The 19887-nt window shown below is 72.5% G+C and carries 18 protein-coding genes, 7 tRNA genes and 2 pseudogenes; 17 read left to right on the plus strand and 10 right to left on the minus strand.

Annotated elements, in window-relative coordinates; translation table 11 throughout:
- Positions 1-62: 62 nt before the first annotated feature.
- The gene (locus ACZ7GZ_RS34165; protein WP_471030266.1) at positions 63-1460 is read right to left on the minus strand and encodes a serine/threonine-protein kinase; all 1398 of its coding nucleotides are present in this window, start codon (positions 1458-1460) and stop codon (positions 63-65) included.
- A gap of 1606 nt (positions 1461-3066) precedes the next feature.
- Between ACZ7GZ_RS34165 and ACZ7GZ_RS34170 the strand changes: the two genes are divergently transcribed.
- Both ACZ7GZ_RS34170 and ACZ7GZ_RS34175 read left to right on the plus strand, forming a co-directional pair.
- Positions 3067-4158: a phosphotransferase gene (locus ACZ7GZ_RS34170; RefSeq protein WP_471030268.1), complete on the plus strand. Its 1092-nt coding sequence runs from the start codon at positions 3067-3069 to the stop codon at positions 4156-4158.
- A gap of 80 nt (positions 4159-4238) precedes the next feature.
- Positions 4239-4544, plus strand: a complete 306-nt coding sequence (locus ACZ7GZ_RS34175) for a TFIIB-type zinc ribbon-containing protein (RefSeq protein ID WP_471030270.1) — start codon at positions 4239-4241, stop codon at positions 4542-4544.
- A gap of 60 nt (positions 4545-4604) precedes the next feature.
- Here the strand turns inward: ACZ7GZ_RS34175 and ACZ7GZ_RS34180 are convergent.
- The 5 genes from ACZ7GZ_RS34180 to ACZ7GZ_RS34200 all read right to left on the minus strand — a co-directional run bounded on the left by ACZ7GZ_RS34180 (position 4605) and on the right by ACZ7GZ_RS34200 (position 5082).
- Positions 4605-4676: transfer RNA gene (locus ACZ7GZ_RS34180), tRNA-Val, on the minus strand.
- 29 nt (positions 4677-4705) lie between these two features.
- Positions 4706-4777: transfer RNA gene (locus tag ACZ7GZ_RS34185), tRNA-Val, on the minus strand.
- 47 nt (positions 4778-4824) lie between these two features.
- A tRNA-Val gene (locus ACZ7GZ_RS34190) sits at positions 4825-4896 on the minus strand.
- 1 nt (position 4897) lies between these two features.
- Positions 4898-4971: transfer RNA gene (locus ACZ7GZ_RS34195), tRNA-Cys, on the minus strand.
- Positions 4972-5009: 38 nt separating this feature from the next.
- Positions 5010-5082 (minus strand) — tRNA-Gly (locus tag ACZ7GZ_RS34200).
- A gap of 177 nt (positions 5083-5259) precedes the next feature.
- Between ACZ7GZ_RS34200 and ACZ7GZ_RS34205 the strand changes: the two genes are divergently transcribed.
- The 3 genes from ACZ7GZ_RS34205 to ACZ7GZ_RS34215 all read left to right on the plus strand — a co-directional run bounded on the left by ACZ7GZ_RS34205 (position 5260) and on the right by ACZ7GZ_RS34215 (position 8067).
- Positions 5260-6324, plus strand: coding sequence for a chorismate-binding protein (locus ACZ7GZ_RS34205; RefSeq protein ID WP_471030271.1), 1065 nt, complete (start codon positions 5260-5262; stop codon positions 6322-6324).
- Positions 6321-7142: an aminotransferase class IV gene (locus ACZ7GZ_RS34210; RefSeq protein WP_471030273.1), complete on the plus strand. Its 822-nt coding sequence runs from the start codon at positions 6321-6323 to the stop codon at positions 7140-7142. Before ACZ7GZ_RS34205 ends, ACZ7GZ_RS34210 begins: the two co-directional genes overlap by 4 nt.
- Positions 7143-7242: 100 nt before the next feature.
- Complete coding sequence (locus ACZ7GZ_RS34215) at positions 7243-8067, plus strand: GNAT family N-acetyltransferase (protein ID WP_471030275.1); 825 nt, start codon at positions 7243-7245, stop codon at positions 8065-8067.
- A 16-nt stretch (positions 8068-8083) separates the two neighbouring features.
- Here the strand turns inward: ACZ7GZ_RS34215 and ACZ7GZ_RS34220 are convergent, their stop codons facing one another.
- Positions 8084-8608 carry a DsbA family protein gene (locus ACZ7GZ_RS34220; RefSeq protein WP_471030277.1) on the minus strand — a complete coding sequence of 175 codons (525 nt, stop codon included), beginning with the start codon at positions 8606-8608 and terminating at the stop codon, positions 8084-8086.
- A 259-nt stretch (positions 8609-8867) separates the two neighbouring features.
- Between ACZ7GZ_RS34220 and ACZ7GZ_RS34225 the strand changes: the two genes are divergently transcribed.
- Positions 8868-9326 (plus strand): hypothetical protein, encoded by a 459-nt coding sequence (locus tag ACZ7GZ_RS34225; protein WP_471030278.1) that lies wholly within the window; start codon positions 8868-8870, stop codon positions 9324-9326.
- Positions 9327-9525: 199 nt separating this feature from the next.
- Positions 9526-9675 carry a hypothetical protein gene (locus tag ACZ7GZ_RS34230; RefSeq protein ID WP_023552049.1) on the plus strand — a complete coding sequence of 50 codons (150 nt, stop codon included), beginning with the start codon at positions 9526-9528 and terminating at the stop codon, positions 9673-9675.
- 164 nt (positions 9676-9839) lie between these two features.
- Here ACZ7GZ_RS34230 and ACZ7GZ_RS34235 read toward each other — a convergent pair whose 3' ends face one another.
- Together ACZ7GZ_RS34235 and ACZ7GZ_RS34240 are read right to left on the minus strand one after the other, a co-directional pair.
- Positions 9840-10400, minus strand: coding sequence for a CGNR zinc finger domain-containing protein (locus ACZ7GZ_RS34235; protein WP_471030280.1), 561 nt, complete (start codon positions 10398-10400; stop codon positions 9840-9842).
- A gap of 273 nt (positions 10401-10673) precedes the next feature.
- Complete coding sequence (locus ACZ7GZ_RS34240; protein ID WP_004002642.1) at positions 10674-11087, minus strand: SsgA family sporulation/cell division regulator; 414 nt, start codon at positions 11085-11087, stop codon at positions 10674-10676.
- A gap of 191 nt (positions 11088-11278) precedes the next feature.
- Between ACZ7GZ_RS34240 and ACZ7GZ_RS34245 the strand changes: the two genes are divergently transcribed.
- The 7 genes and pseudogenes from ACZ7GZ_RS34245 (at position 11279) to ACZ7GZ_RS34275 (ending at position 14998) form a co-directional block, all read left to right on the plus strand.
- Complete coding sequence (locus tag ACZ7GZ_RS34245) at positions 11279-11755, plus strand: TIGR02611 family protein (protein WP_471030318.1); 477 nt, start codon at positions 11279-11281, stop codon at positions 11753-11755.
- An 84-nt stretch (positions 11756-11839) separates the two neighbouring features.
- A tRNA-Val gene (locus tag ACZ7GZ_RS34250) sits at positions 11840-11911 on the plus strand.
- Between the two features lie 695 nt (positions 11912-12606).
- Positions 12607-13590, plus strand: coding sequence for an alpha/beta fold hydrolase (locus ACZ7GZ_RS34255; protein WP_471030282.1), 984 nt, complete (start codon positions 12607-12609; stop codon positions 13588-13590).
- Positions 13591-13686: 96 nt separating this feature from the next.
- Positions 13687-13973 (plus strand): annotated as a pseudogene (locus tag ACZ7GZ_RS34260) (extracellular solute-binding protein); the annotation flags it as partial.
- Positions 13974-14046: 73 nt separating this feature from the next.
- Positions 14047-14311: pseudogene (locus ACZ7GZ_RS34265) on the plus strand (exo-rhamnogalacturonan lyase family protein); the annotation flags it as partial.
- 129 nt (positions 14312-14440) lie between these two features.
- The gene (locus tag ACZ7GZ_RS34270) at positions 14441-14887 is read left to right on the plus strand and encodes an SRPBCC family protein (protein ID WP_471030283.1); all 447 of its coding nucleotides are present in this window, start codon (positions 14441-14443) and stop codon (positions 14885-14887) included.
- A 39-nt stretch (positions 14888-14926) separates the two neighbouring features.
- Positions 14927-14998, plus strand: a tRNA-Val gene (locus tag ACZ7GZ_RS34275).
- A gap of 53 nt (positions 14999-15051) precedes the next feature.
- On the opposite strand, the gene ACZ7GZ_RS34280 is transcribed toward ACZ7GZ_RS34275, so the two are convergent.
- The gene (locus ACZ7GZ_RS34280) at positions 15052-15777 is read right to left on the minus strand and encodes an exonuclease domain-containing protein (RefSeq protein WP_471030284.1); all 726 of its coding nucleotides are present in this window, start codon (positions 15775-15777) and stop codon (positions 15052-15054) included.
- Between the two features lie 168 nt (positions 15778-15945).
- On the opposite strand from ACZ7GZ_RS34280, the gene ACZ7GZ_RS34285 reads away from it, so the two are divergent.
- The 3 genes from ACZ7GZ_RS34285 (at position 15946) to thrS (ending at position 19875) form a co-directional block, all read left to right on the plus strand.
- Positions 15946-16512: a DUF4365 domain-containing protein gene (locus ACZ7GZ_RS34285; RefSeq protein ID WP_471030287.1), complete on the plus strand. Its 567-nt coding sequence runs from the start codon at positions 15946-15948 to the stop codon at positions 16510-16512.
- Complete coding sequence (locus ACZ7GZ_RS34290; RefSeq protein ID WP_471030288.1) at positions 16509-17753, plus strand: hypothetical protein; 1245 nt, start codon at positions 16509-16511, stop codon at positions 17751-17753. The genes ACZ7GZ_RS34285 and ACZ7GZ_RS34290 overlap by 4 nt, the downstream gene beginning before the upstream one ends.
- 145 nt (positions 17754-17898) lie before the next feature.
- Complete coding sequence (gene thrS / locus ACZ7GZ_RS34295) at positions 17899-19875, plus strand: threonine--tRNA ligase (protein WP_471030290.1); 1977 nt, start codon at positions 17899-17901, stop codon at positions 19873-19875.
- The last annotated feature ends 12 nt before the right edge of the window (positions 19876-19887 follow it).

Here is a 19887-nt window from a genome sequence, read left to right on the forward strand (position 1 = left end):
GATGGACCAGCCCCCGAGACCCCGGCTGTTGCCGAAGCGGGAGCTGCTTCCCGAAGGCCTCGTCAGTTGCCGAAGTCGCGGCTCAGGGTCGGCTGATGCTGGTCGGACATAGGCCGGTCGGCGTCCGCCGGCCGGTAGTCCGGCTGTGCGTGCCGCTGCTGCCGGCTGTCGTCGCCGAGCCCGCGTGCCGGACCCTGGCAGCCCTGTGCCACCGCGATCCCGAGCGCGACGAGCAGCGTCACCACCACGAACACGAACAGCCGCTGGCGCAGCAGCCGGGGATTGGCCGGCCGCCGTCCGCCTCCCGCCGTACGCTGCGCAGGCCGCCCGGAACCGTTGCGCGGAGCGGGACGGCTCCCGCCGCCCGAGCGCCGGCCGCCGCCGCGCGGCGGCGGGGTCGAGCGCGCCGAGCCCGGCCGCGCGGGGGCACCCGCACCGCCGCCGCGCGTGCCGCTGCCACTCCGGGACGCCGGTACCCCGCCCCGGGAGGGGGCGCCGCCGCGCGGCACCGGCGTGCCGGGAGACGTGCGCCGCTGGGTGCGCTGCTGTTCGGGGTAGGTGTCGACGAGCCGCCCGGTGGGCCGGTCCGCATCCGCGCTGCGCGGCGCGGGAGGCCGTACGTCGGACAGGCCCTGCGCCTCGCGCGCGGCGATCTCCTTGAGCCGCAGGGACAGCTGCAGCGTGCTGGGCCGCTCCTCGGGGTCCTTCGCCAGGCAGGCCCGGACCAGCGGGGCGAGCGCGTCCGGTACGCCGAGCAGGTGCGGTTCCTCGTGCACCACCCGGTACAGCATCACCTCGGAACTGCCCTGCCCGAAGGGCGAGTCCCCGGTCGAGGCGTAGGCGAGGGTCGCGCCCAGGGAGAAGACGTCCGTCGCCGGCGTGACGGCCGCTCCGCGCACCTGCTCGGGCGCGAGGAAGCCGGGGGAGCCGACCGCCGTACCGACGTGCGTGAGCGTGGAGGCGCCGGTGGCCCAGGCGATGCCGAAGTCGATGATCCGCGGCCCCTTCGGGGACAGCAGGATGTTGGAGGGCTTGAGGTCCCGGTGGACGACACCGGCCTCGTGCACGGCGACCAGCCCCTCGGACAGCGCCGCGCCGATCGCCGCGGCGTCGGCCGCGAGAAGCGGGCCCTCGTCGGCGACCTTGTCGTGCAGGGAGGGTCCGGGCACGTACTGCGTGGCGAACCAGGGCCGCTCCGCCTCCAGGTCCGCGGCGACCAGCCGGGCCGTGCAGCCGCCCCTGATCCGCCGGGCCGCCGAGACCTCACGGGCGAACCGCGACCGGAATTCCTGGTCCTCGGCGAGGTCGGGCCGGATCACCTTCAGGGCGACCCGCTGCCCCTTCTTGTCGGAGCCGAGGTAGACCACGCCCATCCCGCCCGCGCCGAGCCGTCGGTGAAGCCTGAACGAGCCGACGACGCGCGGGTCCTCGCGCCTCAGGCGCATCATCGCCATGTTCATCCCCGCTGCCCGGTCCCTGTGACGTGGCACAGCTTACGTTTCCACGGCCGCCTGCGCGCAGAGGCCGCGCCCTCCGGGGCCGACGGATTGTGCCGGTCGCCGGTACGAGGTGATGTGCGGTCAGGAGGTCCGCGGACACGGGGACATTGAGTCGACCGTTCCGCCAACCGATCTTCGAGGCAAGGGCGTTGAGAGGACGAGGGGGCAGGTGGTGTCGGTTCATGTCCCCACCGGGCGGACACCCGCCGGCGGAGCGGGGCCAGGCCACGGCGCGGAGCGCGACCCGCACACAGCCCACCGCCACCACACCTCCGGAGTGATCGAAGTCACTCCTTCCGGCCTGCTGGACGCTTCCGGAATGACCGGACACAGCGGGCACCCCCTCCGGGAAGACCCCTAGACCCGGACCCGCGTCTCCACCCAGGGGAGTACGTCCCAGGTCATAGCTCATCCTCCGGGAGGCCCGGCAATCGGTACGAGGGCATGACGCCCGGTGCCCGCCCCGCGCCTAGATTTGAGGTCAAGCGGCGGGTGCAGCACTCGTCCCCCGAGGTCAGACACCCGCCGCTGCCGACCACAGAAGACACGGTCAGGAGAGGGACCATGGCTCATACGGCACCGCGACGCCCGGCGTTCGCACCACGCCGGACGGGCCGCCGTCACCCCTTGGTGGCGACGCTCATGGCCCTTCCCCTGGCGGCCCTGCTCCTGCTCGTCTTCGACGGCTGGGAGACGGTGGCCACACAGGCGTCGTCCGTGGGTGCGATGCTGGGGCGCTGAGCGGCGACCCCAGGCCCGGAAGAGCGGTCCGGGCGGGGACATCCATCCGGGAAACCCCGTGGGGACGGGGGTGCGGCGGACGGCAGAATGCCGGCGCAGCTGGGGAGCTGCGCCGGCATTGCTTTCTCCCACCCCGGACCACAGTCCGCCGCCCACCCGGCAGAACCCCAACGCGCACACCTGCGAGCCGCCACCGCACACGAGAGTGCCGCTTACTGCGGTGGCCCAGGTGTCTGCCGCGGCTGCAGTCGCCGCTCGTCGACGTCGTCGCTCGCCTGCGGTGGCTCAGGTGTCTGCCGCAGCTACGGCCACCGACATCGCGAGACTGCCACCCACCCGGCTGCGACCCACGTGTCTGCCCCCGCTGCCGGCGGTCGTGCCGCGGGCCTGGCGCCCACTCGTCATCGGCCCTTGTACCGCCGCGGCTGCGGGCGGTCGTGCCGGGGGCCGCTGCCCACCTGGCGGCGGTCGTCAGGTCTGCGGAGCCGCGGGCGGTCGGGCCGGGGGCCGCTGCCCACCTGGCGGCGGTCGTCATGTCTGCGGAGCCGCGGGCGGTCGTGCCCGGGACCGCCGCCCACCCGGCGGCGGCCCTCATGCCGCCGCAGCTGCGGGCAGTCGTGCCGCTTGGGGCGGCACGGGTGGGCGCAGCGGCACCCCGCCGGCGCGGGCAACCGACGCCCACCCCCGGCCCGCACCGGCACCGGCGCCAGGAAACCCCGCCCAGAGCCAACCCCCGGCACCCGCGCCCCACCCCCACGCATCCAGAGAACACCGCCCCGCACATCCACGTACGCTCACCCGGACACCCCGACCACCGAGGCCCCCGTTGACCCTCCTCCCCGCTCTCACCGAACAGGCCAGAGCCGCCGCCCACCCGTCCCCCGGCGGAGCCCCCTGCACCTGCGCCGAACCAACCGCCCCCCTCGCCGACCGCACCGACGCCACCGTCGTACGGCACGCCGACACCGTCGCGAAGGCCCACGCCCCCGGTACGGACCCCGCCGAGCTGACCGTCCGCCTGGCCGTGGCCGCCCGCCTCCCGGACGTCCTCCTGTCCCCGCTCACCCCGGCCCCCACCCCCCTGCAGAACCGCCTGGTGACGTTCTGGCCGTACGGCGCCCCCGTGGACCCCGACGACCCGGACGCGGCCCCCTGGGAGGCCACCGGCACCCTCCTCGCCCGCCTGCACCGGACCACCCCGCCCGACGGCCTGCCCCCGATGCGCGGCCCCGCCAAAGCGGCCCGCGCCGTCGCCCGGCTCCTTACGGCCCTGCACGCCGAATCCACCGCCGAGCCCCGGCACCAGGCCGAGCCCCGGCACCAGGCCGAACCCCGTACCGAGGCCCATTCTCAGCCCCATTCCGAACCCTCTGCCGAACCCCATGCCAAGCCCCCCGCCGAGCTCCACCCAGCAGCCGGCCCCGTCCTCGCCGCCTGGGCCGCCCTCCCCGCCTGGGCCCGTGCCGAGGCCCCCATGCCCGGCACCCCCGCCCTCTGCCACGGCGACCTGCACCTCGGCCAGCTCGTCCGCCACCCGGCCCCCGACGGCCCCTGGCGGCTGATCGACGTCGACGACCTGGGGGCCGGCGTCGCCGCCTGGGACCTCGCCCGCCCGGCCGCCTGGTACGCCTGCGGGCTCCTCCCGCCCGACGCATGGACCCGCTTCCTCGGCGCGTACCAGCGCTCAGGCGGCCCCGCCGTACCCTCGGCCGGCGACCCCTGGCCCGCCCTCGACGTCCCGGCCCGCGCGCTGACCGTGCAGACGGCCGCCCTCGCCCTCGCCAAGGCGCTCACGGCCGGCCGTCCACTGGACGAGGTGGAACAGGCACTCGTCGACGCATGTGCCCGAATGGCCCCGATTCCGCACCAGTTGGCATCCATGGACACGGACACAGACACGAACACAGACACGGGCTAGGCTGCAACCGACCGGGGCTGGACGGAGTCTGTCCTGGGGAACCACGAAGCAGGACCGACCGGCGAGGAGTTGAGCCGACCATGCACTGTCCGAAGTGCCACGCCCCGATGAACACCTACAACCGCAGCGGCGTCCAGATCGAGCAGTGCAGCGGCTGCCGGGGCATCTTCCTGGACTACGGCGAGCTGGAGGCACTGACCCAGCTGGAGTCCCAGTGGTCCAAGCCCGCCCCGCCGGCCCCGCAGGCCTACCCGGCCCCGCCCGCGCCCGCCTGGGGCGCCCCGCAGGGCGGTCACCACGGCGGTCATCACGGCGGCCACGGGCAGTACGGCCACCATGGCCACCACGGCCACAAGAGCTGGGCCCACATGCTCTTCTCCAGCTGAGCCGCCTGGAGCACGAAGAAGCCCCCGGCCGTACGAGACGGCCGGGGGCTTCTTGCGGTGTGGACGATACTGGGATTGAACCAGTGACCTCTTCCGTGTCAGGGAAGCGCTCTCCCGCTGAGCTAATCGTCCGCGGGCCGTGACCCGGAGGTCACAGACAGTGCGCGATACTGGGATTGAACCAGTGACCTCTTCCGTGTCAGGGAAGCGCTCTCCCGCTGAGCTAATCGCGCGGGTGGGGGTCTTCGAGAAGCCCCGTGGATCCTGCGAGAAGATCCAGTGGACGATACTGGGATTGAACCAGTGACCTCTTCCGTGTCAGGGAAGCGCTCTCCCGCTGAGCTAATCGTCCTTGGAGGTGGAGACGGGATTTGAACCCGTGTAGACGGCTTTGCAGGCCGTTGCCTCGCCTCTCGGCCACTCCACCAGGAGTGTAGGGGATCGGGACGACCCCTTCTTCCTTCGAGCGGACGACGAGGCTCGAACTCGCGACCTCAACCTTGGCAAGGTTGCGCTCTACCAACTGAGCTACGTCCGCTTGTCGTTTCGGTCCGCTTCCGCGTCCCGGCGACGTGTTGAACTCTAGCGGATTCCCGGGCCAGTACAAAAACGCGTTTGCGCAGCGTGCTGCGGTGCCTCCGGCGGACGACGTGGTCAGGCCCCCTGGGGGTCATCCCCAGGCCACCTGTCGGACACCCGCCCTAGACTCGACCACGTGCTCCACCACGCTTCCCGGCTGCCCGCCCTGGCCCGCTTCGGCGACCGCCTCGCCACCGGCCTCCTCGACGTCACCAGCGACCCCGCCGCCCTGGACTCCGCGGGCTTCTGGGTCGTCTGCGCGGACTTCGAGGGCCGTCTGACCTGCGCCCGCTTCGCGGACGTACGCGAGGCGCCCGTGCCCGTGCCGGTGCCGGGCGACTGGCGGGGCCCCGCCGTGGGGGACTGGACCTCCTCCCTGGACCGGGCCGCGTACACGGCGGCCGTCCGCCGGATCCGCGAGCACATCGCGGCCGGCGAGGTCTACCAGACCAACCTCTGCCGGGTGCTCAGCGCGCCGGTCGCCCCGGACGCCGATGTGGACGCCCTGACCGCCCTGCTGGCCCGCGGCAACCCGGCGCCGTACGCAGGAACGATTCGGCTGCCGGAACACGGCGTGGAGATCGCCACGGCCTCACCCGAGCTGTTCCTGCGCAGGGACGGCCGCGTCGTGGAGTCGGGGCCCATCAAGGGCACCGGACGCACGGAGGCGGACCTCCTGGAGAAGGACTACGCCGAGAACGTGATGATCGTGGATCTGGTCCGCAACGACCTCGGGCGTGTCTGTACGACCGGGAGCGTGTCCGTCCCGGACCTGTGCGCCGTCGAGAAGCACCCCGGCCTGGTCCACCTGGTCTCCACCGTCCGCGGCGAGCTGCGGGACACGGCCGGCTGGCCGGACGTCCTCGCCGCGGCCTTCCCGCCCGGATCGGTGACCGGCGCGCCGAAATCGAGCGCCCTGCGGATCATCGAGGCCCTGGAGCCCGCCCCGCGCGGGCCGTACTGCGGGGGCATCGGCTGGGTCGACGCCGACCGCGGCACCGGCGAGCTGGCCGTGGGCATCCGCACCTTCTGGATCGACCGGCCCGACGGCGGTACGGCGGTGCTGCGCTTCGGCACCGGCGCCGGCATCACCTGGGGATCCGACCCCGAGGGGGAGTGGCGGGAGACCGAGCTGAAGGCGTCCCGGCTGCTCGCGGTAGCGTCGGGAGCGTACGCGGCAAGTGGAGGGGTGCACTCATGAGGATCTGGCTGGACGGCGCGCTGCGCGACCCCGAGTCCGCCCGCGTCTCCGCCTTCGACCACGGGCTGACCGTCGGCGACGGCGTCTTCGAGACGGTGAAGGCCGTCCACGGCAGGCCCTTCGCGCTCACCCGGCACCTGGACCGGCTGAGCCGCTCGGCCCGGGGCCTCGGCCTGCCCGAGCCCGACCGCGACGAGGTCCGGGAGGCCTGCGCGGCCGTCCTGGAGGCGAACCCGATGCCGCTCGGCCGGCTGCGGATCACCTACACCGGCGGCCACGGCCCGCTCGGCTCCGACCGCGGCGAGCAGGGCCCGACCCTCCTGGTCGCCCTCGGCGAGACCACCCGCCGCCCGGACACGACCGCCGTGATCACCGTCCCGTGGACCCGCAACGAGCGCGGTGCGCTGACCGGCCTGAAGACCACCTCGTACGCCGAGAACGTCGTCGCCCTCGCCCGCGCCCACGCACGCGGTGCCTCGGAAGCGCTGTTCGGCAACACGGTCGGACAGCTCTGCGAGGGCACCGGGTCGAACGTCTTCGTCGTCCTGGACGGCGAGATCCACACCCCGCCGGTCGCCTCCGGCTGCCTCCCGGGCATCACCCGTGCGCTGACCGTCGAGTGGACCGGCGCCAAGGAGACCGACCTGCCGCTGGACGTGCTGGAGCGCGCGGACGAGGTCTTCCTCACCTCGACCCTGCGGGACGTCCAGGCCGTGCACCGGGTCGACGACCGCGAGCTGCCCGGCGCCCCGGGCCCGGTGACCGCGAAGGCGACGCAGATCTTCGGCGAGCGGTCCGGGCAGGACCTGGACCCCTGAGCCGGGACGGTGCTGTGGGGCCTGGCCCGGACGCGCACCGGCGGTCCTGCGCCCGGAAAACGGGCTGACTTGGTGGTCGGCTGGGGGTAGAACACCTGTGATGACCACGACCCTGCGGCCGGTCGAGCCGCTCCAGCGCAACGCCGACGGCACCCGTTCCCGCCGCTACCAGGTGTGCGTGAACAGCCGCCCGGCCGGCGAGATCCACCTCGGCACCTCGCCGTCCCTCGGCGACTCGGTGGCCCGCGTCATCGATCTGTGGATCGCCGAGCCCGACCGGCGGCGCGGCCGGGGCACGGTGGCCGCGCTCGCCGCCGAGGAGGTGGCGCGCGGCTGGGGCTGCACCCGGATCGAGACCCGCGTCCCCGCCTCCGCGGACATCGCCCTGCGGCTCTTCGGCGCCCTGGGCTACACCCTGCGCAACCGCGGCATGGAGAAACGCCTCCGCACCACCCCGCCCGAGCTGCCACCCGGCAGCAGTGCGCGACCCATGACCCAGGCCGATTTCGACGCCTGGCGGCAGTACGAGGGCGAGCAGTACGCGCGCATGTGGATCGAGCGCGGTCTCCCCGAGGCCGCGGCCCACGCCAAGGCCCGCCGCGACCACGAACGACTGCTGCCGCACGGGCTCACGACCGACGGCATGCTCTTCACCGTCCTGGAGCACGCAGGGTCCCGGGTGGGCACCCTGTGGGTGGCCCTGCAGGACGGCAGGGCGTTCGTGTTCGACGTCGCGACCGACCCGGCCCACCGCGGCCAGGGTCACGGCCGCACGCTCATGCTGCTCGCCGAGCGCCAGGCGATCGAGGCCGGCCGGCCGGTCCTCGGCCTCAACGTGTTCGCGGGCAACTCCCCGGCCGAGCGGCTGTACGAGTCGCTCGGTTACGAGACCACGGAACGCTCCCTCTCCAAGCCCCTGCTGTGAGGGACGGGCCAGGGGCTCAGGCCTCCTGGCCGCCCAGCAGCCGGTCGGCGATCTCCTCGATGCGCTCGCGCAGTCCCTCCTGGCTCTTGCCGCCGTCGAGGCGTTCGCCGCCGATGACGTACGTCGGGGTGCCGGTCACACCGATCGCCTTGCCCTCGGCCTGGTCGGCGTCCACGATCAGGATGTGCCGGCCGTCGATCAGCGCGGTGTCGAACTCCTCGGCGTCCAGCCCGAGTTCACGAGCCACCCCGACCAGGAAGGGTTCTCCCTGACGGTCCAGCTCCTCGACCCGCTCCAGCACGGCCTCCACGTACGGCCAGCCCTTGCCCTGCTCCAGCGCTTCCTCGGCGGCCTGCGCGGCGGCGAAGGCGTGCTTGTGCTTCTCCAGCGGGAAGTGCCGCAGCCGCAGCTCCAGCCGGTCGCCGTAGCGGGCGCGCAGGGCGCGGACGTCGTCCAGGGCGGTACGGCAGTCGGGGCACTGCAGTTCGCACCAGACGTCGAGAACGAGGGCGTCGGCGCGTGCGGGGGAGGAGTCGCTCATGCCGACCAGTCTTCCAGGCCGGGCGCGGGTGACCCAATCGGGACGGGAGGGCGGCCGTGCCCGGGTCCCGGGGGAGTACGGCACCGGACCGGCACTCCAGTAGGAGGTGACCCGGAGATGTCCCTGATGTCCCGCTGGAGCGTGGCATCGCGAGGACCAGACGGTGCAGGATGGAGGGGAACGAGGCGGTGTGCCGGGCGGGTGTGCCGCGTCCGCGCACCGCGCGCCTTCCACCCGACCGAGCCGCCAGGAGGACCGGATGATTGCCGAGACCGTCTGTTCCGCCGTGTCCGCGGCGGGCCTGGGTATCGCGGTGGTCACGGCCTACCGCAAGCGTTTCCTCGCGGCGGCCCGCCTCGCGGCCTACTCGCTGGTGCCGGTCGGCCTGGTGATGACCGGGCTCGTCGGCTGGCTCGGCGACACCGCCTTCAGTCCCACCGCCTGGGCCGGCTTCGGGGTGCTGGGCGCGGCCTGGCTCCTGTTCGCGGGGACCCGCGCGGTCGAACGCCGGCGCGGCGGCACCCCCGCCCAGCGCAGAGCGGCCCGCGGCGACCACGCCGAGGCCGTGGCCCCCGAGGCCTCCGCACCCTCCCTGGGCGCGGGCCCCCGGCCCGCGACCGGGTCCGCCGCCGCCCCGCGCGCCACTGCCCCGCGCGCCACCGGCTCCGGGGACGACTTCAGCGACATCGAGGCCATCCTCAAGAAGCACGGCATATGACGGCAGCGTGCCGCCGCGGGGACGTCACGGCCCCGAAGGCGCCTGCGGGCTGAAACGACACAGAGCGTCGCGCGGAGGTCCGGAACCGTTCACAAGCCGAATCAAGTCGGACGAGACGGTGCGGAATGCGGTAACTCCCGCATATCGCGAGCGTGTTGATCGCGCGGGGGGTCTGTTCTGCGCCATCATCGGCCGCGAGATGCTGGACACAGAGAGCGAGGCCGCGCCGCCGAAGGACGAGCCGCGCGGGTGCCTCTTCGCCCTATCCCAGCCACCGCTGATGATCTTCCTTGCGGTGATCGGGTGTCTGCTCCTCATGGCTGCGCTGCACGACCTGCTGTTGCTGTGAGCCGTACACGTCCGTCCCGGCGCCACCCGCCGGGGCCGACGTCGCTCCGGCCCGGCCCGCGCGGCCGACGGCGGTGCACCTCCCTGGGGGCGCGGGGCTCGATCTTCACGCAGGCTCGGCCGCGCTGGGGTCCCCCGGGTTCCCCTGCGGCGCTCCCCCGGCGATCACCCCGTCGCTTCCTTCCGGCGGGCCCGGTAGGCGGCGACGTGCAGCCGGTTCCCGCAGGTGCGGCTGTCGCAGTAGCGGCGGGAGCGGTTGCGGGAGAGGTCGACGAAGGCGCGCCGGCAGTCCGGAGCCTCGCAGCGCCGCAGCCGTTCCTGCTCCCCGGCCACCACGAAGAAGGCGAGTGCCATCCCGCAGTCGGCGGCGAGATGGTCGGCCACGGAGGCGCCGGGCGCGAAGTAGTGCACATGCCAGTCGTAGCCGTCGTGGTCGGTCAGGCGGGGGGTGGTGCCCGCGGCGGCGACCAACTCGTTGATCTGCCCAGCGGCGGAGCGGGCGTCCGGCGCGGCGAAGATCGCCGCGAAGCGGCCCCGGACCCTGCGCACCGCCGAGAGGTCGAACTCCGACAGTACGCCGACATCGCTGATCTCGTGGTTTCGTACGAAATCCGCGAGAGCCGGGACGTCGGGCAGTCCGTCGGCCGCCGCGTCGTCCTCCGGCGCGGTGTTCACCAGATCGACCACGGTGTCGAGGGCGCACCGGGTGTCGTGGGTGATCAGCACGTTTCGCTCCCTGGCCTGGGGGTCGGGCGGACGCCCGCCGATGCTGGCCGATGGTAGCGACAACCCCGCCCGCCGCACCGTCCGCCGCCCGACTCGCTTGCCGGTAGAACGCCGCCGTGCCCGCGGCGGTTCCCGCGCTGGCCGGGCGCGCACAGGCCGACGCCGCCCCGTGAGCGCTCACGGTGACGGCGCCGTTCCGTGCCGTATGCGGTTGTCTTGGCCCGAGCCGTCTCCCCGAGTGGACGGCGCCGGGCTGCTTTCGGAGGCCGCGACCTAGCTCTCCGCCAGGATGTGCGAGAGCTCCTGATCCAGGTCGAAGTGGCGGTGTTCCGTGCCGGGCGGCACGGCGGCGTCGGTTCGCTTCAGGAAGGACTCCAGGGCCCGCGCCGGGGCCTCGAGCAAGGCCTCCCCCTCCGGGGAGCTGAGGGCGATGCACACGACGCCCTGACCATGGCTGCGCGACGGCCAGACACGGACGTCGCCGGTGCCGGTGGGCCGGTGGAGCCCCTCGGCGAGGAGGTCACGGGCGAACACCCACTCGACGGTCTCCTCGGCTCCGGTGTGGAAGGTGGCGTGCACGGCGTAGGGGTCGGCCGTGTCGTACCGCAGGCCTGCGGGGACAGGCAGGGAGGACTCGCTCGACACAACGAGGCGCAGGTGCAGCTCGCAGCTGACCGTGGTGTTCATAAGCGCCAGGGCCTTTCGCTCAGTGTGCGCTCGGGGATTCGCACGTCGGCGAAATCGACATGCCACCTACGATGCCGTTGTAAACCCCTCTGAGGGTTTTGCGTGTCTTTACGTAACTCTTCCGGCCGAGAACTCGTACGAGACCTACGTCCATTCCAGTGACCGGATTCACTCCGGTAGGGTTTGTCTGTATGAATACGGGGAGTGACGAGCCGGGCGAGGTTGCCGTGGCGGCGGACAAGGCGAAGGCGGACCGGAAGCAAGCCGGGCAGGAAGCCGGGCGCGAGGACGGCGGCGGGCTCGGCTCCCGGGCGCCGGAATTCATCAAGGCACGCCGGCTGCTGCATCTGAGCTGGCAGGTCGGCGTCTTCGTGGTCGGCCTCGCGGTCGTCGCCGCCGGCATCGTCATGCTGCCGCTGCCGGGACCCGGCTGGGTGGTGATCTTCGGCGGGATGGCGATCTGGGCGACCGAGTTCGTCTGGGCGCAGCTCGTGCTCCGCTGGACCAAACGCAAGGTCACCGAGGCCGCCCAGCGGGCCTTCGACCCCGAGGTGCGCCGGCGCAACATCACACTTACCGTAGTCGGGCTGGTGATCGTGGCCGCGCTGGTGGGGGTCTACGCGTTTAAGTTCGGCCTCGTCCTGCCGTGGAAGATCCAGGATCAGTGATCCGGCTCCGCCGACCGGCCGTCCGCCGCCTCGGCCCCTGGTCGGAAGCACCCCCTGACATGGGGTAATGTTCTTCCTGTGCCCGGGCGATTAGCTCAGTGGGAGAGCGCTTCGTTCACACCGAAGAGGTCACTGGTTCGAACCCAGTATCGCCCACCGGACCGACGGCCCACCTGCAGGACAGCAGGTGGGCCGTCGGCGTATGCCCGGGCGGGCTCCTGGTGTAAGAACCCGAGGCGCCGCCGACGCACCCCGACTCCCGGGGCCGGCGCCGGCCGACCCTTCGGGGCGCCGAGGTGAGCGGTCGGCGCCAGACGCCTCCGGCACACGCGTGGCCCTGTTTTGCCGAACCGGCAACAAGTCTCGTGCGCGGCGGGCGGGCGCAGGAACATCGTCACGGGGACCAGCGATCACCGAGCCGGCTACGAGCCGTACTCCGGCGGATACGCGGCCACGTCTCCGCCCGCCCCGCGACCGACACGCCGACCCGCACCCGCCCCCGCACGAGCCGGTCGGCCCCCTTGCGCAGCGCCCACCGCCCAGCCGACATCACTCCACCGAACCGCCCTCCCAGCCGCCCTCCACCCGGGCGCCGCTCACCGACCGGCACCCTCCCACACGGCCCCCACAGGCTGTTCTCGCCTTGGGCCGCCCCCAAAGACGTTCTGCGAACCGAGCAGTCCCCCAGGGCCGCGTCGAGCTCGGCGCCACCCCGCAGCCGCCCGTTCCCGGCACGCGCACGCCCGCGCGCCGCACGAGCCACGCCCCCGGCAGCCCCACGCCGTACCCCGCACGTGCCGAGCCCCGCGCATACCCACGCTTGTCCGCCCAGCCAACCCCAGGAGCCCGCCATGCCCCACCCCCTGCCCGTCCACCACCTGGTCCCCTCACCGGCCGGCCGTCTCCACCTGGTCGAGCAGGGCCGCGGCCCCCTCGTGCTGCTGGTGCACGGGTTCCCGGAGTCCTGGTACTCCTGGCGGCACCAGCTGCCGGCCCTGGCCGCCGCGGGCTACCGTGCCGTGGCCGTCGACGTCCGGGGCTACGGCCGCTCCTCCCGGCCGACGGCCGTGGACGCGTACCGGATGCTCGACCTGGTCGCGGACAACGTCGCCGTGGTGGAGGCGCTGGGGGAGGAGTCCGCGGTCGTCGTCGGCCACGACTGGGGCGCCACGATCGCCGCCACCTCCGCACTGACGAGGCCCGATGTGTTCCCGGCCGTGGGTCTGCTGGGCGTGCCGTACCGCCCGCCCGGCGGCCCGCGGCCCAGCGACGTCTTCGCGCGGATGGGCGGGGGCGAGGAAGAGTTCTACGTTGCGTACTTCCAGCAGCCGGGCCGGGCCGAGGCGGAGATCGAGCCCGATGTGCGCGGCTGGCTCGCGGGCTTCTACGCCGCCCTGTCCGCGGACACGATGCCCGCCCCGGGCGCCCCCGACCCACACTTCGTCAGGCCCGGCGGCACCCTGCGCGAACGCTTCCCCACCGGCCCGCTGCCGGCCTGGCTGGGCGAGGGTGACCTCGACTTCCTGGCCGGGGAGTTCGAACGGACCGGTATGACCGGGGCGCTGAACCGTTACCGGAACATGGACCGGGACTGGGCGGACCTGGCCGGATACCGGGGCGCCCCGATCACGCGGCCGTCGCTGTTCATCGGCGGCGGTGCGGACGCCTCGCTCGTCTGGCTGGCCGACGCGGTCGAGGCGTACCCCGAGACCCTGCCCGGCCTCCGCGGCTCGCACATCCTCGACGGCTGCGGGCACTTCGTCCCGCAGGAGCGACCGGAGGAGACGAACCGGATCCTGATCGACTGGCTCGCCGCCCTCCCCGCCCACGCCTGAGCGACCCCCTCCCCGGCCCCCCTCGAACCCCTCGCCCGGCCAAGCCCCTGCCCGGCTGCGCCTGGTCCCACCCCTCTGTGCTTGTCCGCGCCCCAGTCCTTCTGGGAGAAGTTCCAGACCCAGGCCGCCGGCGGAAATCCCCAGGATGTTTTCCAAAATGCCGTCACCTTTCTCCGGAAGTACGACAAGCGAGGAATTCTCCTCGACCTTAGCTTCCAGGTGCGGCCAGCTATCTGACCCTGGATCACTTCCAGGACGGGGTGACGAAGGTGGGCGAGGCGGACGGAAAGCAGCTCGGAATTCCCGTCGGTTCCAACACCACGGCGCTCGTCATCGACAAAAAGGTGTTGCGGAAGGCCGGCGTCGAGCCGCACCCGGGGTGGCGCGCGGCACTTCGGCGACAGCGCCAGACAGCAGCGCATCGCCAACACCACCTACCGGCGCTTCTACCGCTTCCGCTACTTCAACGCCACCAAGGCCGAACAGGAGGCACGTTGCGGCTCCGACCTCGGCACCATGCTGCTCTTCCAGGGCCACTCACGCCTGGACGCCTACGCCGCCGTGCAGACCGGTGACGCGAGCCTCGCCAAGCGCGCCTGGACCAAGTTCTACAGCTCGGAAGACCGAGAAGCTGACCGGACCGGTCACCCTGGCCGAAGGCAGCGAGGCGAGCCGGGTGTCCAGCAACGACACCGCCCTCCACGGATGCCGTAGCCGGTGAGCCGGTGATGGGGAGCGCCGTCGCACGGGCGGCGGCGCTCGCTCCCTGAGTCTGCCCGGTGCCCGGGCGCGGCACATGAGTACGCGTACTCAGATTTATGCACGGCACGGGTACGGGCAGACTCCCCCCATGGACTGGACCCACTACCGCTTCCGCAGCCTGTGGACCCTGCCCGCGCCGCCCGCCGCCGTGTACGCGGTACTGGAGCGGCCCGAGGACTATCCCCGCTGGTGGCCGCAGGTGCGGTCGGTGATCCGGCTGAACGACGCCACCGGCGTCCTCACCATCCGGTCCGTGCTGCCCTACGCCATGACCTTCACCGCACGCCGGACCCGCCACGACCCCGACGCCGGTGTGCTGGAGGTCACCCTGTCCGGTGACATCGAGGGCTGGGCGCGCTGGACGGTCACCGCCGAGGGCTCCGGGACCCTGGCCCGCTACGACCAGGAGGTCCGGGTGCGCAAGGCGCTGCTCCGGCGGCTCGCGGTACCGGGCCGCCCCGTCTTCCGCGTCAACCACCGCCTGATGATGCGGGCCGGACGGCGCGGGCTGCTGCGGCACCTGGAAGCGGTTTGAACGAAGGGCGCCGGGACCTGTATTGTTCAGTGCGTTCCCGGGCGATTAGCTCAGTGGGAGAGCGCTTCGTTCACACCGAAGAGGTCACTGGTTCGAACCCAGTATCGCCCACCGGGAAAGGCCGGTCCGCAGCAGCGGACCGGCCTTCTGCGTGCTCCGCGGGCTCATGCCGCCGCCGGCAGCTCCGGCCGCAGGGGCCAGTCCGTGTTGACGATCTCCTCCGACCCGCTGCGCGCGAACCACGCCTGCAGGCCGCGCGCCTGGGCCGCATGCCAGTTGGCCTGGAGTGTGTGCAGCTCGGCGGGGGAGAGGCGTTCGAGACGGGTGGCGAAACGGCGGCCCAGGGCCCGTACGACCTCCAGGGCGGCCAGCGCGTCCGCGCCCGCGTCGTGCGCGCCCTGCAGCGTCACGCCGTAGTGCTCGCACAGGTCCGTCAGCGTGCGGCGGCCCTTGCGGTAGCGGTCCAGGTGCTTGTCCAGGACCCGCGGGTCCAGCACCCTCAGCGGCACCGACTCGAACCAGCGGTCCAGCGCCGAGGCCCGGTGCCGGCGCAACTCCCGGTCCAGCAAGGTGAGATCGAACGGCGCGTTCATCACCACGAGCGGGCGGCCCATCGCCGCGTGTTCCGCCAGCTGCTCGGCTATCTCGTACATCACCGGCGCCGGCCAGCGGCCGTTGTGCTGCAGGTGCTCCTCCGTCAGCCCGTGCACCGCCGTCGCCTCCTCGGGCACCGGCACCCCCGGATTCACCAACCAGCGGGAAATCCGGGGCCGGGTCCCCGGCGCGTCCTGGACGACGACGGCGGCCGACACGATCCGGTCGGTCTCGACGTCCACGCCCGTCGTCTCCGTGTCGAAGGCGGCCAGCGGCCCCTCGTACCAGTACGTCATCCCAACCCAACTCCTTGTTCACCGAGGGCAGGTGACGTTCCGTCTTCTGCCCGTTTGGTGATACCCGGGCCGTTTGCGCCGTACGCCGGGAGGAGACAACAGGAGTACGGGTCTTTGCAGTTCAGCGGCCCTCAGCGGGGAAACTCTTGGCTTGGAAGGCTGTTGGTCATGGCCACTCTGCAGCCCGAGCGGGGCGGGCTGCTGCCCGATCGCACGGGCACCCTCCGCGGCACGCTCGCCACCACCGCCTGCATGGAGACACTGCAGGTCGGCTATCTGCACGCGGTCGCCGCCGCGGCCGGCTGCTCGCTGTCCCAGCCCTTCCCGGACAACGGCATCGACTGGCACGTCAGCCACAGCGCGCCCGGACACACCGTCGACGACGAGGTCACCATCAAGGTGCAGCTCAAGGCCACGTACCAGGTCGCGCCGAACCCTCCGGGCCGCTCGTTCTCCTTCACCCTCGACAACGACCACCTGCGCAAGCTCGCCCGCACACCCGTCTCGGTGCACAAGATCCTGGTCGTCATGCTCGTCCCGCGCGCTCAGGACGACTGGCTGCGTGCCAGCCACGACCGGCTCGATCTCAGGCACTGCTGCTACTGGGTCAACCTCGCCGGCCACCCCGTCACCGGCCGGCACCGGACCACCGTGCGGATACCGACCGCGCGCATCTTCGACGACCGGGCGCTCTGCGAGATCATGACGCGGGTCGGGACGGGAGGCAGGCCATGAGGAGCCGTCCGTACGAGGAGCCGCCGCGCCCGGTCCGGCCGCACCCCGACGACCTCGCCTGGCACCGGCCCCCCGACCCCGCCCAGGTCGACCCCGCCGTCCTCGGCGCCCTGCTGCACCGGCACGGCTGGCAGCGGCGCGGAGGAGCGGCGGGCCGGTACGGCCGCTGGACCCCGCCGGGGCCGGGCGGTGGCGGGACCAGCCTCCTCGTGCCGGAGAGCCGGGCCTTCCCGGACAGCGACGACCTGCTCGGCGAGGCCCTGGACGCCCTCGCCCGCAGCGACAGCCCCGCCGCGCGCGAAGTGCTGATCTCCCTCGCCGTGCCCAGCGACGAGATCCGCTGGTGGCGCGACACCCCGAGCGGACCGGTGGGCGCCGCGCCCTGGACGGCCGACGAGCAACTGCGCGCCGGAGTCCGGCAGATGCTGCTCGCCGCCGCGCTCGCCACACACGCGCGTGCCGGCTACTACGGCGCCCGCCACCGCCGCTCCGCCGCCGCGCTCCTGGAGGACGTCCTCGTCGGCCCCGCCGCCGAGGGCCGCCACCTCACCGCGTTCGTGCCCGTGCCCACCGGCCGCCCCCTCGCCGTCCGTCTCCACCAGGCCCTGTACGCCGCCCGCGAGGCCATCGACTACCAGCGGGCCACCGGCGGCATGGACGCCTTCGACGGCGCCGTCGAGGCCGGGGTCAGCCGCGAACTGACCGAGGCGCTGGCCGCGCTCGTGCGGGGCACCGAGGGCGCCAGGATCGCCGTCGCCTGGGCGCCCGGCGCCGGTGTCCCCGAGGGCTGCGCCCCCTCCGCCGAACCCGTCGAGTTCTCGCCCGGGGACCTGCCCGTCCTGCGCGAGGCCGCCGCCCGCTATCTGCGCGAGGAACCCTCCGTGCCGGTCCGGATCACCGGCGCCGTCGTCCGCATGCGCCGCTCCGGACCCGGCGGCGAGGGGACGGTACGGCTGCGCGTCCTCGCGGGCGCCGAGGTGCCGCACGTCCGCGTCACCCTGGACGAGGAGGACTACCGCATCGCAGGCCACGCCCATCTCGTCGGACTCCCGGTGCGGGTGCACGGCCGGCTGGAGCGCCGGGGTGGCTTCCGCCGGCTCACCGGTGCCTCCGGGGTCGTACCGGTGCAGGTGGACGAGGGCGAGCGGGACCGGCTGATGAAGTCCCTGCAGGAGAACCTCGACTTCTTCGAGGAGGCGTGCGGGGACAGGGACACCGGCGCGTACGGGGACGAGGAATGAGGGAGTAAGGGGGCGGGGACTGAGGGAGTAAGGGGGCGGGGACTGAGGGTGACCGTTTAGCGGTCGGTGCCGTCGGGTCGGTACGATCGCCTGTGCGCGCGCTCCTGGTATGGCGCCGCACCCCACCTTCAGTCAGGAGAGACCGGTGTCAGACGTCCGTGTGATCATCCAACGCGATTCCGAGCGGGAAGAACGCGTGGTGACGACGGGCACTACGGCCGCCGACCTCTTCGCGGGCGAGCGCTCGATCATCGCCGCGCGCGTGGGCGGCGAGCTGAAGGACCTCGCCCACGAGCTGTCCGACGGTGACGAGGTCGAGGGCGTGGAGATCTCGTCCGAGGACGGCCTGAACATCCTGCGCCACTCCACCGCGCACGTCATGGCGCAGGCCGTGCAGGAGCTGTTCCCCGAGGCCAAGCTGGGCATCGGCCCGCCCGTCAAGGACGGTTTCTACTACGACTTCGACGTCGAGAAGCCGTTCACGCCCGAGGATCTCAAGGCCATCGAGAAGAAGATGCAGGAGATCCAGAAGCGCGGGCAGAAGTTCGCCCGCCGCGTGGTCACCGACGAGGCCGCCCGTGAGGAGCTGGCCTCCGAGCCGTACAAGCTGGAGCTGATCGGTCTCAAGGGCTCGGCGTCGCACGACGACGGCGCGGACGTCGAGGTCGGCGCCGGCGAGCTGACGATCTACGACAACCTGGACGCCAAGACCGGCGACCTGTGCTGGAAGGACCTGTGCCGGGGTCCGCACCTGCCCTCGACCCGGCTCATCCCGGCGTTCAAGCTGATGCGCAACGCGGCCGCCTACTGGCGCGGCAGCGAGAAGAACCCGATGCTCCAGCGCATCTACGGCACCGCCTGGCCGTCCAAGGACGAGCTGAAGGCGTACCTGGACTTTCTCGCCGAGGCCGAGAAGCGAGACCACCGCAAGCTGGGCAGCGAGCTGGACCTCTTCTCCATCCCCGAGCAGATCGGCTCCGGCCTCGCCGTCTTCCACCCCAGGGGCGGAATCGTCCGCCGGGTCATGGAGGACTACTCGCGCCGCCGTCACGAGGAAGAGGGCTACGAGTTCGTCTACACCCCGCACGCGACGAAGGGGAAGCTCTTCGAGACGTCCGGGCACCTGGACTGGTACGCCGAGGGCATGTACCCGCCCATGCAGCTCGACGAGGGCGTGGACTACTACCTCAAGCCCATGAACTGCCCGATGCACAACCTGATCTTCGACGCGCGCGGCCGCTCCTACCGCGAACTGCCGCTGCGTCTCTTCGAGTTCGGGACCGTGTACCGGTACGAGAAGTCGGGCGTCGTGCACGGCCTCACCCGTGCCCGCGGCTTCACGCAGGACGACGCGCACATCTACTGCACCCGTGAGCAGATGTCCGAGGAACTGGACAAGACGCTCACCTTCGTCCTCGGCCTGCTGCGCGACTACGGCCTGACCGACTTCTACCTGGAGCTGTCGACCAAGGACCCCGAGAAGTTCGTCGGCTCGGACGAGGTATGGGAGGAGGCGACCGAGACGCTGCGCCAGGTCGCCGAGAAGCAGGGCCTGCCCCTCGTGCCCGACCCGGGCGGCGCCGCCTTCTACGGCCCGAAGATCTCCGTCCAGGCCAAGGACGCGATCGGCCGGACCTGGCAGATGTCGACGATCCAGCTCGACTTCAACCTGCCGGAGCGCTTCAACCTGGAGTACACCGGCCCGGACGGCTCCAAGCAGCGCCCGGTCATGATCCACCGCGCGCTGTTCGGCTCCATCGAGCGCTTCTTCGCGGTCCTCCTGGAGCACTACGCGGGCGCCTTCCCGGCCTGGCTGGCCCCGGTCCAGGCGCTCGGCATCCCGATCGGCGACGCGCACGTGGAGTACCTGGAGAAGTTCGCGGCGGCGGCCAGGAAGAAGGGCCTGCGCGTCGAGGTGGACTCCTCCTCGGACCGCATGCAGAAGAAGATCCGCAACGCCCAGAAGCAGAAGGTGCCCTTCATGGTCATCGCGGGCGACGAGGACATGTCGAACGGCTCGGTCTCCTTCCGCTACCGCGACGGCTCCCAGGAGAACGGCATCCCGTTCGACGAGGCCATCGCGAAGATCGCGAAGGTCGTGGAGGACCGGGTCCAGGTCTGACCCACCCGCCTC

The sequence above is a fragment of the Streptomyces sp. NPDC037288 genome (genome assembly GCF_055603265.1).

What these genes read in the sequence shown, in the direction of transcription:
- ACZ7GZ_RS34175 (WP_471030270.1), top strand. Translation starts at nt 4,239, where the DNA reads ATGCACTGTCCGAAGTGCCACGCCCCGATGAACACCTACAACCGCAGC.
- ACZ7GZ_RS34230 (WP_023552049.1), top strand. Translation starts at nt 9,526, where the DNA reads ATGCTGGACACAGAGAGCGAGGCCGCGCCGCCGAAGGACGAGCCGCGC.
- ACZ7GZ_RS34285 (WP_471030287.1), top strand. Translation starts at nt 15,946, where the DNA reads ATGGCCACTCTGCAGCCCGAGCGGGGCGGGCTGCTGCCCGATCGCACG.
- ACZ7GZ_RS34215 (WP_471030275.1), top strand. Translation starts at nt 7,243, where the DNA reads ATGACCACGACCCTGCGGCCGGTCGAGCCGCTCCAGCGCAACGCCGAC.
- ACZ7GZ_RS34245 (WP_471030318.1), top strand. Translation starts at nt 11,279, where the DNA reads ATGAATACGGGGAGTGACGAGCCGGGCGAGGTTGCCGTGGCGGCGGAC.
- ACZ7GZ_RS34225 (WP_471030278.1), top strand. Translation starts at nt 8,868, where the DNA reads ATGATTGCCGAGACCGTCTGTTCCGCCGTGTCCGCGGCGGGCCTGGGT.
- ACZ7GZ_RS34210 (WP_471030273.1), top strand. Translation starts at nt 6,321, where the DNA reads ATGAGGATCTGGCTGGACGGCGCGCTGCGCGACCCCGAGTCCGCCCGC.
- ACZ7GZ_RS34290 (WP_471030288.1), top strand. Translation starts at nt 16,509, where the DNA reads ATGAGGAGCCGTCCGTACGAGGAGCCGCCGCGCCCGGTCCGGCCGCAC.
- ACZ7GZ_RS34255 (WP_471030282.1), top strand. Translation starts at nt 12,607, where the DNA reads ATGCCCCACCCCCTGCCCGTCCACCACCTGGTCCCCTCACCGGCCGGC.
- ACZ7GZ_RS34165 (WP_471030266.1), bottom strand. Translation starts at nt 1,460, where the DNA reads ATGAACATGGCGATGATGCGCCTGAGGCGCGAGGACCCGCGCGTCGTC.
- ACZ7GZ_RS34270 (WP_471030283.1), top strand. Translation starts at nt 14,441, where the DNA reads ATGGACTGGACCCACTACCGCTTCCGCAGCCTGTGGACCCTGCCCGCG.
- ACZ7GZ_RS34240 (WP_004002642.1), bottom strand. Translation starts at nt 11,087, where the DNA reads ATGAACACCACGGTCAGCTGCGAGCTGCACCTGCGCCTCGTTGTGTCG.
- ACZ7GZ_RS34220 (WP_471030277.1), bottom strand. Translation starts at nt 8,608, where the DNA reads ATGAGCGACTCCTCCCCCGCACGCGCCGACGCCCTCGTTCTCGACGTC.
- ACZ7GZ_RS34280 (WP_471030284.1), bottom strand. Translation starts at nt 15,777, where the DNA reads ATGACGTACTGGTACGAGGGGCCGCTGGCCGCCTTCGACACGGAGACG.